At 44.3% G+C, this 17,167-nt stretch carries 18 protein-coding genes; 5 read left to right on the top strand and 13 right to left on the bottom strand.

Going from position 1 to position 17,167, the window contains the following annotated elements:
- Positions 1–50: 50 nt before the first annotated feature.
- The 8 genes from trpA to AXE82_RS09480 all read right to left on the bottom strand — a co-directional run bounded on the left by trpA (position 51) and on the right by AXE82_RS09480 (position 6,313).
- On the bottom strand, positions 51–869 hold the full coding sequence (gene trpA / locus AXE82_RS09515) for a tryptophan synthase subunit alpha (RefSeq protein ID WP_062334076.1): 819 nt from the start codon (positions 867–869) through the stop codon (positions 51–53).
- Positions 870–906: 37 nt separating this feature from the next.
- Positions 907–1,500 (bottom strand): hypothetical protein, encoded by a 594-nt coding sequence (locus AXE82_RS09510; RefSeq protein WP_065252136.1) that lies wholly within the window; start codon positions 1,498–1,500, stop codon positions 907–909.
- 87 nt (positions 1,501–1,587) lie between these two features.
- The gene (trpB, locus tag AXE82_RS09505; protein WP_062334071.1) at positions 1,588–2,814 is read right to left on the bottom strand and encodes a tryptophan synthase subunit beta; all 1,227 of its coding nucleotides are present in this window, start codon (positions 2,812–2,814) and stop codon (positions 1,588–1,590) included.
- Positions 2,815–2,830: 16 nt separating this feature from the next.
- On the bottom strand, positions 2,831–3,583 hold the full coding sequence (locus AXE82_RS09500; protein ID WP_062334068.1) for an SDR family NAD(P)-dependent oxidoreductase: 753 nt from the start codon (positions 3,581–3,583) through the stop codon (positions 2,831–2,833).
- Between the two features lie 67 nt (positions 3,584–3,650).
- Entirely contained in the window at positions 3,651–4,217 is a 567-nt protein-coding gene (locus AXE82_RS09495) for a hypothetical protein (protein WP_062334065.1), read from the bottom strand.
- Complete coding sequence (locus AXE82_RS09490; RefSeq protein ID WP_062334932.1) at positions 4,218–4,862, bottom strand: phosphoribosylanthranilate isomerase; 645 nt, start codon at positions 4,860–4,862, stop codon at positions 4,218–4,220.
- Between the two features lie 129 nt (positions 4,863–4,991).
- Positions 4,992–5,414: a YgaP family membrane protein gene (locus AXE82_RS09485; RefSeq protein ID WP_062334062.1), complete on the bottom strand. Its 423-nt coding sequence runs from the start codon at positions 5,412–5,414 to the stop codon at positions 4,992–4,994.
- A 17-nt stretch (positions 5,415–5,431) separates the two neighbouring features.
- Positions 5,432–6,313 (bottom strand): MBL fold metallo-hydrolase, encoded by an 882-nt coding sequence (locus AXE82_RS09480; protein WP_062334059.1) that lies wholly within the window; start codon positions 6,311–6,313, stop codon positions 5,432–5,434.
- Positions 6,314–6,625: 312 nt separating this feature from the next.
- Between AXE82_RS09480 and AXE82_RS09475 the strand changes: the two genes are divergently transcribed.
- From AXE82_RS09475 to AXE82_RS09455, 5 genes are all read left to right on the top strand, one after another.
- Positions 6,626–6,934 (top strand): ArsR/SmtB family transcription factor, encoded by a 309-nt coding sequence (locus tag AXE82_RS09475; RefSeq protein ID WP_197931512.1) that lies wholly within the window; start codon positions 6,626–6,628, stop codon positions 6,932–6,934.
- A 78-nt stretch (positions 6,935–7,012) separates the two neighbouring features.
- Positions 7,013–8,728 carry a SulP family inorganic anion transporter gene (locus AXE82_RS09470; RefSeq protein ID WP_062334057.1) on the top strand — a complete coding sequence of 572 codons (1,716 nt, stop codon included), beginning with the start codon at positions 7,013–7,015 and terminating at the stop codon, positions 8,726–8,728.
- 63 nt (positions 8,729–8,791) lie between these two features.
- Complete coding sequence (locus AXE82_RS09465; RefSeq protein ID WP_062334054.1) at positions 8,792–9,124, top strand: protein tyrosine phosphatase family protein; 333 nt, start codon at positions 8,792–8,794, stop codon at positions 9,122–9,124.
- Positions 9,125–9,154: 30 nt separating this feature from the next.
- Positions 9,155–9,613: a YaiI/YqxD family protein gene (locus AXE82_RS09460; protein WP_062334928.1), complete on the top strand. Its 459-nt coding sequence runs from the start codon at positions 9,155–9,157 to the stop codon at positions 9,611–9,613.
- A 6-nt stretch (positions 9,614–9,619) separates the two neighbouring features.
- The gene (locus AXE82_RS09455; protein ID WP_065252138.1) at positions 9,620–10,303 is read left to right on the top strand and encodes a hypothetical protein; all 684 of its coding nucleotides are present in this window, start codon (positions 9,620–9,622) and stop codon (positions 10,301–10,303) included.
- A 13-nt stretch (positions 10,304–10,316) separates the two neighbouring features.
- Here AXE82_RS09455 and AXE82_RS09450 read toward each other — a convergent pair whose 3' ends face one another.
- The 5 genes from AXE82_RS09450 to AXE82_RS09425 form a co-directional block, all read right to left on the bottom strand.
- A complete protein-coding gene (locus AXE82_RS09450; protein ID WP_062334048.1) occupies positions 10,317–10,796 on the bottom strand; it encodes a DMT family transporter in 480 nt (159 codons plus the stop codon).
- Positions 10,797–10,826: 30 nt separating this feature from the next.
- A complete protein-coding gene (gene epmA / locus AXE82_RS09445) occupies positions 10,827–11,792 on the bottom strand; it encodes an EF-P lysine aminoacylase EpmA (protein WP_062334046.1) in 966 nt (321 codons plus the stop codon).
- A 107-nt stretch (positions 11,793–11,899) separates the two neighbouring features.
- Positions 11,900–13,003, bottom strand: a complete 1,104-nt coding sequence (locus tag AXE82_RS09440; RefSeq protein WP_062334043.1) for a 4-phosphoerythronate dehydrogenase — start codon at positions 13,001–13,003, stop codon at positions 11,900–11,902.
- Positions 13,004–13,121: 118 nt separating this feature from the next.
- On the bottom strand, positions 13,122–16,022 hold the full coding sequence (locus tag AXE82_RS09435; RefSeq protein WP_147285568.1) for a hypothetical protein: 2,901 nt from the start codon (positions 16,020–16,022) through the stop codon (positions 13,122–13,124).
- A gap of 171 nt (positions 16,023–16,193) precedes the next feature.
- The gene (locus tag AXE82_RS09425) at positions 16,194–17,096 is read right to left on the bottom strand and encodes a 3-hydroxyacyl-CoA dehydrogenase (RefSeq protein WP_062334038.1); all 903 of its coding nucleotides are present in this window, start codon (positions 17,094–17,096) and stop codon (positions 16,194–16,196) included.
- Between the last annotated feature and the right edge of the window lie 71 nt (positions 17,097–17,167).

Here is a 17,167-nt window from a genome sequence, read left to right as displayed (position 1 = left end):
ATTTTAGCAATAAATGAAATGATTAACCTCAAATACCTCAAACCATTCTATCACTCAAGACTGTCAATCGCTTCTCTTAGCTCATCCATTTTATCTAAGATGGCTTTTTTGGCATGGGCGATTTTTTGTTCATCGTTGCCCACATCCGCAAAGTTTTTCACCAGCTCACTACCGACAATCACGCCATCCGCATATTGTCCGACTGCTTTGGCCGATGCACCATCACGAATACCAAAACCAACACACACAGGCAAAGCAGTTTGTGCTTTAATCGCTTGGACGTGTTCGCCGACATCTTGTGCATCCAATGCTTTTGAGCCTGTCACGCCTTTGACCGATACATAATAGATAAAACCACCGCCATGTTTTAGCACTTGCTCACGACGTTCTGGCAAGGTGGTTGGTGCAAGTAAAAAGATTTCGTTCATTGCGGAATTGGCGAGTTTTTGGGTAAAATCGCCCGCTTCTTGTGGCGGTAAATCAACCATCAAAACACCGTCAATCCCGGCATCTTGACAAAGGCTAATAAACTTGTCATAACCGATGATTTCAATCGGATTTAGATAGCCCATGACTAGCACTGGGGTGGTGGTGTTGGTTTTGCGAAACGCTTTTACCATCTCAATCGCTTGGCGGGTACTGGTGCCACCTGCCAATGCGCGCTCGCCTGCGAGTGCGATAGTTTCACCGTCTGCCATGGGGTCAGAAAATGGTAAGCCGACTTCGATGATGTCTGCGCCGTGGTCAACGAGTTCATGCAGTAAGCTGACGGTAACAGTTGGGTTTGGGTCGCCTGCCATCACATAAGGAATTAAAGCTTTTTTGTTTTGCTCTCTCAGTGTGTTAAAGGTGGTTTCAATTCGGGTCATAGGTTTTCCTAATATTAGCGTAAATTTATTGGGAAGTTTAAATAGCTTCCCATTTCATTAAAATTTCAGCTTTCGGCTTATAGAATATTTTCAAAGGATTGTCTTTTGCCATTTGCTGTTTATTGTTTATCTGTTGATAAGTGCCACTATTGATTCTCACTTTATATTGATATTTGCACTTTTGTATATGACTATCGCAAGAGTTTGGGTTTTCTTTATCATCAAAAAACAAATAATACTGTTTCGTCCCACGATAGTCTTTTATTTGGGTTGTGTATTCATCAGCAATCGCTGTTTTAGTGGGCTCAAAAACAGCATAAAAGCTCTGTTTAAATTCAAATGAACCAAGAAATAATATAATTGCTAAAAATATGATGACCAAGATGCCACTTCTAATATCGGCTAAAACACTATCATTTTCTTGTCGCATTTTTTGAAATATAAAATAGGTAGCTACCGCCATTGAAAGCAAGACCGCACTAGAACTAAGTTGGTATAAAATCTCCCAAATACCTTCGTGAAAATTGGCATAAATACCGATTAAAAAGTAAAAAACAAAAGCCATATACAAATAATAAATTATTTTGTAGCTATTAGATGGCTGTGTCGTTTCGGTATTATTTGTCATCATCCACATTAACTCGTTAAACTTTATCTCTCATAACTATAAATGTAAAACATAGTGAATTTAAGCCATTCCAATTGAGCAGATTATCAATCAAATCTCAATTCCATCATGTTTCATGACCGTATGCAAATCCTTATCCCCACGACCCGACAGATTGACAATAATCGACTGGTCTTTGCTCATGGTCTTGGCAAGTTTTAACGCATACGCAATGGCATGCGAGCTTTCTAGTGCAGGAATAATGCCTTCTTTTTGGGTACATTCACGAAATCCCACCATCGCTTCTTCATCAGTACAAGGTACATACTGCACACGGTCGATATCCTTTAAGAAACTATGCTCAGGACCCACGCCCGGGTAATCCAGCCCTGCCGAAATCGAATGGGTCCCCAAAATCTGCCCATCATCATCTGCCATCAAATACGTGCGGTTGCCATGTAATACCCCCACTCGACCGACGGTAAGCGGTGCAGCATGGTTGCCTGTCTCGACCCCATCGCCGCCGGCTTCGATACCATACATTTTGACGTCTTTATCATTTAAAAAGTCATAAAACAGTCCGATGGCATTACTACCGCCACCGACACAAGCGACCAACGCATCGGGGAGTTTGCCTGTTTTTTGGTAGTGTTGTAGTTTGGCTTCTTTGCCGATAATGGCTTGAAAGTCACGCACCAGCATGGGGTATGGGTGCGGACCTGCGACAGTGCCAATCACATAATAAGTGCTATCGACATTGGTGACCCAGTCACGCATGGCTTCGTTCATGGCGTCTTTGAGCGTGCGAGTACCCGATGTGACAGGTACCACGGTTGCGCCAAGCAAACGCATGCGATACACGTTCATGGCTTGGCGTTCGACATCATCTGCGCCCATATACACCACGCACTCTAAGCCCAGACGCGCCGCGATGGTGGCAGTTGCTACGCCATGTTGCCCTGCGCCTGTCTCGGCAATGATGCGTTTTTTGCCGACCATTTTGGCAAGCAAGGCTTGACCGATGGTGTTGTTGACTTTGTGAGCGCCTGTATGGTTCAAGTCTTCACGTTTAAGATAAATCTGCGCCCCACCGATATCATCACTTAGGCGCTTGGCATGATAAAGTGGCGTTGGTCTGCCGACATAATTGACCAAGTCGTCTTGAAAGGCTTTCCAAAATTCGGGGTCAGCTTTGGCAGTGTTATAGATATGCTCAAGTTGTTCCAGCGCTGCCATCAGGGTTTCAGAGACAAAGCGTCCCCCATGAATGCCAAAATGTCCGCTGGCATCTGGGTATTGATTGAAGTCTTTTACTTCAGTTGGGTTTTGAATGTTCATTATCTTCTCTCTAATTTTATAAATCTTTAACGACTTTTAAGCCTGCAAAGGTCTGTGCGGTGGGCATGACTTCGATACGGTTGATATTGACGTGTTTGGGCTGTTCAATCAGCCATGCCACCATATTGGCGATATCTTGTGGGGTGACATATTGCACGCTGTCATAAACTTGGGCGGCTTTGGCGTCATCGCCATGAAAGCGAATATTGCTAAACTCTGTGCCACCACATAGTCCTGGCTCGATATTACTGACACGGATATTTTTACCGACCAAATCGGCACGTAAGTTTAGGCTAAACTGGGTCACAAAGGCTTTGGTCGCGCCATACACATTACCACCAAAATACGGATAATTACCTGCAGTTGAGCTTAAATTAATAATGTAGCCGTCGTTGTTGGCGACCATACTAGGCAGGATTTCATGGGTTAAGTGAATCAAGCCTAGAATATTGGTATTGACCATTTGTTGCCAATCGGCAAAGTCTGTTTTATCCGCGGGTTCAAGTCCGAGTGCCAATCCTGCGTTATTGACCAGTACGTCGATGTTGGTAAGCAAATCATTTGGCAAAGTTTGTAGCGCGGTTTTGGTGGCGGGCAAGTCCGATACGTCAAAGTTTAGCGGTATAAAGTTATCGCCCAGTTGGCTCTGTAGTTCGTCCAGTTTTTCTTGGCGTCTGCCAGTGCCGATGACGGTATGACCTTTTGAGATGAGTAATTCGGCAATCGCTTTGCCAAACCCTGCGGTTACGCCTGTGACCAAGATATTCATTGTATCCCCTACCATTCTTAATGTTCTATTATACTAGTACGTTAGTATATCATTTTTTATTAATTTATCAATCGTTTTGATTTTTTTGTGAAATCTGTAAGTCATACAAAACTTCAGCTCTCGGTTTATAAGTAACGGTCAAATCATATATTTGACCAGTTCTTAATTTTTGATAAGTTGATTTGTTAATCTGAACTTTGTTATGGTCAAAATATAGAAAGTAGTTGTCCACACCAACTCTTTTGGCTTGCTGATAAGATTTCACTTGATAATCACTTGTTATGATAGTTTTTTTATTTTCAAAAATCACATAAAGTGCTGGTGTTACTGCTTTTTCAACGAAAAATAATGCACTAAATATAAAGACAAGGACAAAAGCTAAAAATCCAATCATCTGTGCAAAACTTTTAAAATTCGGTATCGCTTTGAAAAAGATATAAATAAAACTAACAATGCCAAAGAGAAAAAACGCCCCGACAAACAAGGCAACCAAAACTATTTCAATACTTGCAGTTAATCCTTCATTCCAATCTAAAAAAGGGCGGATTAAAACGTATAAAAACATCACAATGCCAATTATAATAAGTAAATTCAAATGCTTGGGCTTTTCTTGAATGTCTGTGTTAAATGCCATTTAACTTCTCACTTTATTCACAAATTCACGCATTTTCTCCAAACTTTTCACCCCTTTTGCTGACTCAATGCCGCCGCTGACATCCACGCCATAGATATTGGTTTTGGCAATCGCTTCGCCCACGTTATCCGCCGTCAATCCACCAGCCAAAATAATCGGTAACGGCGAGTTTCTAGGGATTTTATCCCAATCAAAGCTATCACCTGTACCGCCAAATTTATCGGGATGATAGGCGTCAAGTAGCACGCTACACGCGCCAAAGTCTTTAAGCGCTTGGATTTGGGTGACAATCGTCTCCGTGGTGTCATCATGGCTGATGCGTAATGCCTTTATCCAGCGTTTATTGATTCTATCCGCCATCAGCTTGCATTCTCGTGGCGATTCATCCCCGTGAAACTGCACGATATCAAACGGCACATGATGCGATAGATAAACCAATTCTTGCTCGGGCATATTAACCACCAATGCTACCACTGTGGTAAACGCAGGCACTGCTTTGGCAAGCTCACAGGCTTGCTCGGGGGTCACCGCTCGCGGACTTGGCTCATAAAATACAAAACCCACCGCATCCACGCCAAGATTGACCGCATTTGTAATATCTTCAAGTTGGGTAAAGCCGCAAAATTTGACCGCTGTATTTTTCATTGAGTTGTGTTTGTCTTGAAAATGATAAAAGCTAGTATAACGAAAAAAGACACCCAAACGGATGCCTTTTCTCAGTCTTTTATTAGGCTATAACGAATGTCACATTCGCTTAAATTAAAGCCGCCTAGATTAAGCCTCTTTTTTTTCTGATTGTTCTGACTTTTTCGCTTTGTCTGCATGGTCAGCTTTCTTGGCGTCTGCAAGTTCTTCTATTTTTTCCTGAGCAGTCTCTTTAAGCGTGGCTGCTTTTTCTTGAACTGTTTCTTTTAAGGTTTCAGCTGTTTGCATGGCACTGTCAATCACGGTGCTTTTGTCATCAGCGCTATCTTGCGCATGGTCTTTGGATTGCGCTTTAGAGTGTTTTTTGCTATCTGCTGCTGATTTGGCGGTGTTGATACCTAGCATGCTATAACAAGGACAATGACCCGTCGCACCCGATACTAAGGGTATTAAGCCAAGCATTTTCATCTTTTTGCTTTTCGCTGATTTTAGTAAAGCTAGACCTGCCACAACACGCGCGATACGCTCTTTGTTGCCCACATTGGTTTTCATTTATTATTTTCCTTATTTTATGATAATTGATTTAAGGGAATTTTAAGGTAGCGAACGCCATTGTCTTCTGGTTTTGGCAATTCACCTGCATTGATGTTAACTTGTACCGATGGCAAAATCAAACGTGGCATTGCAAGTGTTTTGTCACGTTGGTTACGCATTCGTACAAATTCTGCTTTAGGCGTGCCTTGTTTGACATGAATGTTGCGTAATTTTTGCTCACCGACACAAACCGTTGCAATATGCTCACGCCCGCCCTTGGGTGGGTAATCATGGCAAAGATACAGCAGGGTATCATCGGGCAAGGCTAATAAACGCTGCATCGAGTCATACAAATCCTCGGCACTACCATGGGGAAAGTCACAGCGTGCAGAGCCGACATCAGGGGCAAAAATAGTATCACCGACGAATACCGCAATTTTTTCTTTGCCTGCGCTTTTATCCGTCACTTTATATGCCATATCGGCTGGGGTATGACCCGGTACATGCATGGCCGTAATGCTCAAATCACCCAGTGTTAGCTCGCTGCCTTCCTCAGTCAAAATATCAAATTGACTGGCATCGGTGGCTAGGTCGTCAAAGTTAAAAATGGTTTTAAAGGTTTTTTGCACCTTATCGATATATTTACCCATCACTATTTTACCGCCTAATTGCGCTTTGATATAAGGCGCGGACGATAAATGATCGGCATGGGCGTGGGTTTCGATGATATAGTCCAAGGTCAAACCTTGTGATTTGACAAACCCAATGACGTTATTGGCGTTGTCATAAGTAATTTTGCCGGCTGCGGGGTCAAAATCCAATACTGGGTCGATGATGGCGCAGTGTTTGCTAGCTTCATCAACTAGAACGTGGGTAAAAGTTTCAGTGTCTTTGTCTAAAAAAGAATGAATGTTCATAAGTTTTCCTGTTATCTAAAAACGCTTTTGGCATATCTTTATGGCAATTTCAACTGAAAAAACACTTTATACTTTTGTATAATAGCCGCATTGCAAGGCGTTGCTTAATTCATTATATTATTTTATAATATGTTTTTCAATATATTGTATTAGCATAAACGTTTATTGATTTTAAAATTATGTGATAAGTTTGATGGTAGCAGCACCTAGTATCAGCGATTACGTATCAGCCATTACGTATCAGCCATCAAAACACCTTGGGGAAAAGTCATGTCTGAAATTGCCGAACCGCAGTCCGATGCGCCTGTGTCGATGGATGCTACCATGCTCGATCAAATGCACGCTGCCGCAGGAAAAGCCAGCCAGTTGTTAAAGTCGTTATCTCATCCTGACCGCTTGATGCTGCTGTGTCAATTGACGCAAGGTGAGCATTGTGTGAGCCAGCTTGAAGAGAAAGTGGGACTGGGTCAACCAAGTCTGTCTCAGCAATTGGGGATTTTGCGTAAAGATGGTTTGGTCAACACCCGCCGCGAGGGCAAACAAATCTATTATTCAGTCGCCAGTGACAATGCCTTAGCAATCCTCAATGTACTGTATGATCGCTTTTGTCACACAAAATAATTAAATCTAAAGCTAACCAGTCTGCCAATTTATCGGACGCTAATTTATCAGAGTAACCACTTTATCGGAATAACCACCTTGCCATTACATTTAGCCTACTTGCGACGATTACCCCACTGGGTAACGCACTATAACAAGGCAAATCTCAGTCAAGATTTGTTGGCGGGTGTTATCGTGGGTATTTTGGTAATTCCGCAAAGTTTGGGCTATGCCATGCTGTCGGGGTTGCCCCCTGTATATGGGTTATATTCAGCGATTGTGCCGGTACTGGTGTATGCGTGGATTGGCGCAAGCTCGGTCAATGCCGTCGGTCCCGTGGCGATTACTGCGATTATGACCGCACAAGCGCTGCAGCCCTATAACGAATTACCGCCCATGCATTATGCCATTATGGCGTCGTTTTTGGCGCTGATAACAGGGACACTATTGTGGCTAGCAAGCGTGTTTCGGCTCGGCTGGATTACCCAGTTTATTAGCCGTGGCGTGACGGCAGGGTTTATTAGTGGCGCGGCGATTTTGATTTTGGTCGGGCAAATCAAATATGTGACAGGTATCGCGATCAGTGGCAATTCACTGCTAGAGAATGTTGAAACCTTTTTGTTTCATCGCCGTGAGTTGCACGTGCCCACCTTGATGGTCGGTGTTGCGGCATTCACCGTCCTAATTATCAACCGCTATTATCTTAAAACTTGGCTCAAGCCTTTATTGGCTGCCAAAGTCATTGAGGTCATCACGCGTATGATACCTCTTGCGGTACTGGCAATCGGTATTATCGCCAGTCAAGTTGGCAATTTTGCCGATATCGGTATTCGCACAGTGGCGGATGTACCCAGTGGTTTGCCGCATTTTGTGCTGCCGTTTTATCAGATTTCGCCCGTTGAACTCATTAATTTATTACCTGCAGCCGGATTGATGGCGCTGATTGCATTTGTCTCTAGCAACTCGGTTGCCAGCTCATTTGCCCGACAACGCAATGAAGCTTACGATGCTAATCTAGAACTCAAAGGGTTGGGCTTTGCCAATATCGCAGGTGCGTTTTTTCAGTCGTTTACCATTGTTGGTGGCTTCTCACGCACCGCGGTAAATGTCGATGCGGGTGCGCAAAGTCCCCTTGCCAGTATGTTATCGGTACTGGTGATGGCATTGGTGCTGCTGTTTTTTAGCCAGACTTTAGAGCCACTTCCCTATGCCATATTGGGCGCTACGATCATGTCAGTGATTATCAGCCTGATTGATGTACAAACGCTCAAGCAAGCGCTGCGCTATGACAAACTCGATGCGCTGGCATTTGGCGTGGCACTCACAGGTGTGTTATTGTTTGGGCTAAATATTGGCTTGGTGGCGGGGCTGTTTGCCTCCTTTGCAGGCTTGATTTGGCAAACCAGCCACCCGCATATCGCGATTGTGGGTCAAATTGGTGATACCGGGCATTTTCGTAATGTTGCACGCCATCCAGTGAAGCAGTTTGATGATTTGTTGATCATTCGCATTGATGAAAGCCTGTTTTATGGCAATGCCCAGTCCGTGCTACAGTTTATTGAGCAGGCGATTGCCAGTCATTCACAGACTAAAAATCTGGTACTGATGTTATCGGCAGTCAATCACATCGATTTGACAGCACAAGATATGCTCATCAATTTAAACCAAAATTTGGCGGCTCAAGCTATCGCCCTACATTTTTCGGAAGTCAAAGGGCCGGTGATGGATGTGATTGAAAAAACCGATGTGATTCAAAAATTAACAGGCAAGGTATTTTTAAGTACGCAACAAGCGGTTAAACAATTAACCCAATAAATCTACTTGTCGCAGTCAGTAAAAACATGAATAATCAACGCTAACTTTATAAGGAAACACAACATGCCAAACAATACTGTTTTTTATGGTCAAATTGAGCCACAGCAAGTTGCTCAAATTCAAGCGCAAGGTTTTAAAACCATTATCAATAACCGCCCCGATGGCGAAGAACTCAACCAACCGCTGCAAACAGATATCGCTACTAAAGCACAGCAAGCAGGGCTCGCCTATCATTATCTACCGGTCGTTGGTGGTCAATTAACCCGTGAGCAAGTTGAGCAGTTTGCCGAGATTTTTAATCAAGCAGAAAAACCCGTGTTTATGTTCTGCCGTTCAGGCAACCGCTCAAACGTGTTATTCCAGTCTGCCAAACAGCTTGATTTGCTAGACGACTAATCCTTTTTAGTGAAAACCATGACAGCAAAAATCACCCTGTGGATAGACGCTGACGCAATTCCCACTATTGCCAAGCAAATCATCATCAAAACCGCGCAGCGCACCCAGACGACCACGATTTTTGTCGCCAATCGCGGCATTGCTTTACCGCGGTTGCCAGTTTTGCAGATGACAGTGGTCGAAGGCGGTTTTGACAAAGCGGATGACTATATCGCAGCGCACTGTGTAGCGGGTGATGTGGTCATCACAAGCGATATCCCACTTGCCAATGACTGCATTGAAAAAGGCGCCAAGGTAGTCACCTCTCGCGGTTTTGTGTATGACAAAGACAACATTAAGCAAAAGCTTAATATGCGCGATTTTATGGATACCATGCGTAGTACAGGCGTTTTTGACCCCAGTCAACAAAGCAAATTGGGCGGACAAGCCCCCTATAGCGACAAAGACAAACAAGCCTTTGCCAATATTTTGAACGCTTGGATTCGCTAGTTGATTATGCTAAACCCTATTCGTGCTATTAAGGTATTATATCAACTGGAAAATCACCCCGAACCGCTGGGTGTCAGTCAGGCGATGATTGAGCAAAATGAGCACGCCTTGGGCGTTCAATTACCTGCAGGTTTGTATCATTATTTATTGGCTTTAGGCAATATCGCTAGTCTCAATAGTGGCTTTAATCACCTTGGCTTATTGCCGTTAGAACGCTTGGGCGACCATCTCGTCATTGGCAAAACCTGCGATAATGACGGCGTTTGGGGCATTCATGTCGATGACCTAAGTCCAAAAAAGCAGCATAACCCGATGGTGCAAATGAGCCGCAACTTTGATGCGATTGAACAAAGCGAAATTCACTGGTTTGATGAATTGCCACTGGCTGAGTTTCTGTTGGCGCAAGCGATTATTAATGGCGTCAATGGGGGATTAAAACACCATGCCCAACTGTATGATTTTGATGGACAATCGATTCCAGCTGATTTGAGTGAAAAATTACAGCATATCGCCAGTGAAATCATTGAACTGCGGCAGCCGCATGAGCGCTATTTTCAAGCCGAAGATTTTGGCGTGGTGATGTTATTGGGTATGGATGAGTCTATTCCCAATGCCTTTATGATTGCTTCGCAAGATGAATACAAATTCAATGACTATATCCATCAATTAGCGATTGGATTTGCAGATTGACCTAAAAGTAGCATTATGACGACTTAGCAAACCATTTTTGTCCAAACATAAAAAACGATACGCCGACTAGCATCAATACAATCCCCAAAAATTTACTCCAATGCAGGGTTTTCACAGGCATACCAAATAAACCCAAACTATCCACCACCATGCCCATGACCAGCTGACCTAAAATAAACAAAAACACCGTATTGGTAACACCGATTTTTGGCGCTAAAAAAATCGACGCAAAGACAAAAAACGCGCCCAGCGCACCGCCAAGCCATTTCCACCAGTCACTGATTTGCATGTCTGATAGACCCGATTGCACCGCTTGCCAATCGACAAATAGCAAAGACACCAAGCACAATAATAGCGCGCCAACCGTGAACGATACAAATGCTGCCATTAGCGGTTGGCCACCAAACATTGCGCCCAATCGGGTATTAATCGCTGCTTGAATCGGGATGCCCAAGCCTGCCACCAGCCCCAAAAATAAATGCCAAACTTTCATATCAATTCCTATTTTTTGAGTTCACTGCTGTTAGGCGTGAGGGGTGGGTATAGCGATGACATCGCGGATATGGGTTTTGCCCGTTTTAATCATTAGCAGCCTGTCAATACCAAGCGCAATGCCACTACAAGCTGGCAGGTCATCACAAGCTGCCAGCAGATTTTCGTCAATTGGCATCACAGGCAGCCCACGTTTTTTACGCGCCACATTATCTTCATCAAAGCGCAGACGCAGCGCCTGTCCATCAGCCAACTCATCATACGCATTGGCGATTTCAAGACCGTTGATATACAGCTCAAAGCGTCTAGCCACCCGATTGCCATCTTTGTCTGTGACTGTCTTGGCGAGGGCGGCAGTGGCGACAGGATAATCATAGATGAGTGTCGGTAGCGCTTTTCCCAAATTAGGCTCCACCAAATGACTAAATAATAAATCTAACCAGCCTTGGTGATCCTCCCCCAAATCAATGTTAAGACCATTATCTTTGGCGATGGCTTTGAGGGTATCGCAACTGGCATCGAAGGGATGAATTTTGACAAAATCCATAAAGGCATCCACATAGCGATAATGGTCAAAAATCACCGGATAGCCGAGTACCGCGGACACCAAATCGTTGGTTTCTTTTGCCAGTTCATCCAAACTAAAATTGGGACGGTACCATTCGAGCATGGTAAATTCAATGTTGTGGCGGCTGCCAATTTCGTTGTCGCGAAACACGGGGCAAATTTGGTACATCGGTACTTGCCAAGCTGCCAATAGACGCTTCATGGCAAATTCGGGTGAGGTGTGCAGATAATAGGTTGTTGGATGGTCGGCCACAGTGACATTGCTAGAGACGGATTGCAAAAATATATCGGTATTGCCCGCCTGTGACAGCACAGGAGTTTGTACTTCTAGCACTTGTCGCTCGGCAAAAAACTGGCGAATAGTGGCATACATCGCAGCACGGGCTTGGGCGGTTTGTAGGGTGCAAGTAGGTTGATAAGTGGTTGACATAGCAGTTTGGATAGGTGGATTTGCGACAATATTAGCAGACCCAAAAAAAATAGCTAGTATTTTCCCATACTGGCTATTTTTGCTTTATGTCATGGTGAACATTTTTATCAAATTTTAAACACGTATGATTGCCATTCACGGCGCAGCGGGTAGTTTTTACGCAGGTTATCAAAGTCTTTGCCTTCAATATCACCGTTTGCGTTTGCCACACTACGTAAACGCTTGTCATCGGCTTTGATATCATACATCACAGGAATTTTATTGAGCAGTTGATGGCGCTCGTGGTCTTTGAGTGGGTTATGCACTTTTTGAAACAGCGGCACTTCAGCTGGCATCAAGCTATGAAAATCAACCGTTGGGGCAACCTGTAAATATTTGCATAAGGCATTGTAGACAAACTGTGTGCCCCTAAGTTTGCCTTCTAGGGTATAACCTGCGATATGCGGAGTGACGATACTACAGGCTTTGAGCAGCTCTGCATCGATATTGGGCTCGTGTTCAAACACATCGAGCACACACACATTCGGGCTTGCGACAATATCATCACGACCGAGGACTGCACCGCGCGAGGTATTGATGATGATGGCAGTGTCGGATACGGTTTGCCAACGCGCTTGGGTCATCAGATAGTCGTGATGGGTGGGATATGAACTGTTGTGCGCATGCGTTAGTGGCACGTGAAAGCTAATCACATTGCTTTCTTGCAGTACAGTTTCAAGTTTGGCATTGTTGACTACGGACGGTGGTTTGAGTGGGTCATAGCCCAGCACATTCCAGCCATAGGAAATCGCATATTGCGCGAGGGTATTACCGATATTACCCACCCCAATAATGCCAAGGTTGATGGGTTTGAAAAAATAGTCAGGGCGCAAATTGGCAATCGCTGCCACCACATATTGTGCAACCGAATGCTTACTACAGCCAGCGGCATGGGCAAAAATGATACCGCGCTTGGCGAGGTACTCCACATCGACATGGTCGATGCCGATGGTGGCACTACCGACAAATTTGACGCTTTTATTGTTGTCTAATAACAGCCTGTTGACAGGCGTGACGGAACGCACTAACAAAATATCGGGCTGATGCTCATCTATCACAGCCGCGTCAATCTCGCGCCCTGCCATCGCAATCAATTCGATGGGTCGCCCTAAAGTGTGTTCATTAAAAAAATCGCTTAAATGAGCAATATTGCCATCAGCAATAATTTTCATATTGTATCCCTATCTTTCTTTTTGTTGTCATCATCCAACTTACAGACCGTTAGCATAACAAATTTTTATGACCTTTTGATGCGTATGCTGAATTTTTTCAAATAAAAATTGGGCAAATTTATCGCATCAATTTGACCAGTATCACCATGATAATCAAAACAAGCACCCCACCGATAGCAATCAGCAGGAGTTTTTTATCTTTGGCGGTATCTTTGGTAGATAATTGGGTTTGTAAGCGCAGCTTGTCATTCATAAGTTGCTGCGTCAATTCATTGGATAGTGAGGGTGGTGGCATTGGCTTTGGTGTCTGGGCTGCCTGTGATGTCTGTGGTTGTAAAGTTGGCTTTACATCAGCAAGCTTTTGCCCAGTCGTTTGTTGAATAGCGGCTTGTTGCTGAGCAGTAGCTGACATTGGATTTTCTAGCTTGTCTGACATCAATCCGATAGCTGAACTTTGTTCTCGGCTGGGTGCTCGATTGGGTTTAAATTTTGGCCATAGCCGCTTTTGGGTCGCGGCATCGGTGCTATCCTGTGCGTATTTTTGCTGCCAGTGAATATAAGGAAGTAAATCATAATCTTGCCCAAACTGCTCATAAGCCAAGCTTAGCCAATAGTGATAATAGGCTTTATCCCATAATTGGCTAGGCAATACCATAATTTCGCCCTGCTCGGCTTTATTTTGGTAAGCATGAGTATGAATGATAATGGGCACTACGCTATTTGATAACATGCCATTGGGCAAATGACGCCGCCAAATCCAACTGCTAGTTATCCGATAGTTTGTCGCTGCGATACTGGCTGGATAAGCCAAATTAAATACCCTAGATGTGTCGTCTTGGCAATGTAACTGATAAAACGCCACGTCGGATGCAGCATTTAGCGGCTGATTGACTGTGCCAACCGCATCCATTAATTGACTTGCCTTGGCTTGCAAGTCTTCTACCCTTGCTTGCCCGCTTGGATCAAACAAAATGTCGGCACAACTTACCCGATAGTTGGCAAAAGGCGTGTCTCGTTCTTCTTCTGACATAGGCTTGGTTAACGCCGCATCAGATTTTATCACAACACCCCACACCACTTTGCCATAGCGATATAAATCCTCAGTCGCTTCTACTTGCCGATACAGCTCATCTTTAATCAAGTTATCACTGACGTATACTTGCAAATAGCTTTGCTCGTGGTGGCTGGTTTGCAAAATATATTTTGCCAAATCAAACCCGCGCCAATCAATGCTGGTATAGTCAAAAGCTGCCATATTCACATTGGTTTGATTATCGAGTATCGGCAATAGCGCAAAATCAAATCGTGTCACCAGCTGCGCGTTTTGTTGCTGGATACGCTGGTCTTTGGGCGGCAATACCCAACTATCAAGTTGATTGACATAGGCGTCTTGCCACAGCGTTTTGACCGCGGTATTTTGTGTTGAAGGTGTGCTTAGCAGTGCTTGGTAAAAGTGCGTGGTTAACGCGGTTATTTGTTCGGAGGTAAGCGCTGTTTGTGCGCCGTTTTGATGACTGACTAACGGATAAATTTTTAGACTGTGCCAATCATTGGCGGACTGATACGGCAACACAAGCTGCAACTGTAAGCGAGGGTTTTCATACACCCATATCTCAATCACAATCCCTTCGGTACGCCCCATCGGCAAATTGGTATAGCTATCAAAACAGCCTACGATTATGGGGGCTAATTGTGGGTTTTGATGCAGCGTTTGGTAGAGGCTATCAATCACTGTGTCTATATTTGTGTCTGTATCTGTATCTGTGGCTGTAACTGTATCTAAATCCGTATCGTGAGGATATAACAACTTAATATTGGATGGATTAAATGCGGTTAATTCACCCCCTGTATTGTCGCTGGTATGGGCTTGATACACAGAAGGTAAAATCGGCTCACCTTGTGATAGCCTTGATAGCACAGACGCCACTAACGCACCCGCCGCCTGCATGGCTGACGTCCAAGGCGCTGGCAAGTCAGCGGTAGCGCTCACAGCGTCTTGATAAGGATAAACTGCTAGGTGACCTGCATTTTGCCGCTGCAAAATATCCGCAAACTCAGCAGCAGTGGTCGGAAAACTGCTAGCAAGTCCAAATAACCGATTGGTCACTACCAGCATCGGTGTGCGATAGCAGTCCTCAAACAGCAGTACAAAACTATGCTCAAGGCATTCAGCAAACTCCTCGCCCAAGCTGTCATACATCTGCGCAAAAGATACCCAGCGCACGGGCACATTTGCCAAGCGACTGCTGGTCACGCCAATATAAAACCCCAGCAAATAGCAAAATGCTTGATGTGAGGCATCTTGCAAAAAGTCCAGATAATCCGCTTGCGTAAACCCAAACGCCTGCTGAATAGCCGATAACGCCTCATCAATTTGCACTAAGCTATCACGACTATTATCAAAATTCACCGCTGCCAAATAGGTAGAAAATGCGATAGCATCGTCTTGTAGTTTGCCTGTTTTCACTTTTGCCAAATAGCCCTGACACACTGCCTCAGGCGATTGCAATAAGTTGACTTGCGATTGCTGATAGAGGGTCTGCGTCATCTGGGCAATAAACTGTGGCAACACGTCCTTACCCTGCAACAAATCTGGTAATAACTTAAGCGGTTGGCAATAGATTTTGTGTCCGATGCGCGCGGTGAGTGACGCGTAAAAATCGGCAGGTAACTGTGACTGGATGGGGTGCTTATTTTGCCGTGCCAGCTGCGCTGACATCCTGTCATAGTCATACCAAGCAATCGGTTGCCCGGTGGTTTTGGCTAAATAGTCTGCAATATAAGCGGCGAGCGCTACCACAAGTGCTTGCCCGCTTTGGTTTGCCAATAATTGTGGCAATTGAATGTGGCGTTTTGCCATTGCTGCAAAAAACCGACTGAGTTGTTGTAGGCTGTTGGCTGAATAATCAAAGTCAATCTTTTGCAAGTTTTCCCAAAACAGTATCTCAAACGGCGGTGTCTGTTTGGTCTGCAAATAATATAATAAGGTGTTGACTTGTTGGGCGGTGGTTGGCTTCATCGGGGTTTTTTGGCAACAATTTTTTATCATTTTGGGGTAAATTGTTGGCTTTGGCAAGTGCTAGCGGTGGGTGCTGCCGCAATAAAAGATAAAAAACCAAGCCCATGTTAGGTCAATGGGCTTTTGTCATCTACTGACTTTCAAATACTGACTTTTAAACTTTTTTGACGCTTATTTTAAAAAATCAGGGTCTTTATAAGCCGGGTTTGGATAATCATAAAAACCCTTCCCCACTTCAAACCCTGTGCGACCTTTATCGATCAGTTCGGTTTGCAGTTTTTGGATAAATCGCTCGGCAGTTTTTGAGCCTGTTTTGGCTTTTTGCTGGCTGATATTAACAATGGTATTAACCCCTACGATATCCATCATGGCAAACGGTCCCATCGGTGCGCCTGTGCCAATCATCCAAGTTTTGTCAACGGTCTGGGGATCGGCAATGTCATTGGCATACAAGTGCATGCCGGCATTTAAAAAAGGCACTAATAGGGTATTTAAGATATAGCCAGGCTGTTCTTTATTGAGTGGTAACGCCACCATGCCAATGGCTTTGGCATAAGCAACAATGCTGTCAAATACCGCCGGATCGGTTTGCGCTGAGCCCATGACTTCTGCGGTGTTGTTCACCCAGATACGGTTGGCAAAGTGTAACGCCAAAAATTTATCGGGACGACTTGTGGCTTCGACCATTTGGCTAGGAATCAAGGTTGAGCTGTTACTGGCAAAAATCGTGTGACTTGGGGCTACCTTTGCCAGCGCCTTATAAAATTCATTTTTGATATCAAGGACTTCTGGTAAGGCTTCAATGACCAAATCAGCCTGTGCCACCGCTTCGCCTAAGTCAGTCACATAGCGAATCGCATGGGTCATTACTTGGGCTTGTGCTGGGCTTTTGTCATAGAATTTGGCGTAGATGGGCATGAGTTTTGCGATGCGCTCTTTGACCTTTTCAGGTTCTTTATCAAAGATTGTGACGTTAAAGCCAAAAAAGGCGTTTTGCATGGCGATTTGAGAACCCAGTACGCCGCCGCCGGCTACCGTAACCTGCTTGATGGATGAAGTATTTGCTGTTGTCATGATTTATTCCTTTAAATCGCTATTATTTAAATCGCTATTAATAGTTTGCAAGTTATTGTAGCGGATTTTTG

Origin of the sequence: Moraxella osloensis (assembly GCF_001553955.1) — a bacterium.
In the GTDB taxonomy this organism is placed as follows: Bacteria; Pseudomonadota; Gammaproteobacteria; order Pseudomonadales; family Moraxellaceae; genus Faucicola; species Faucicola osloensis.
This window is presented reverse-complemented; position numbering and strand designations above follow the sequence as displayed.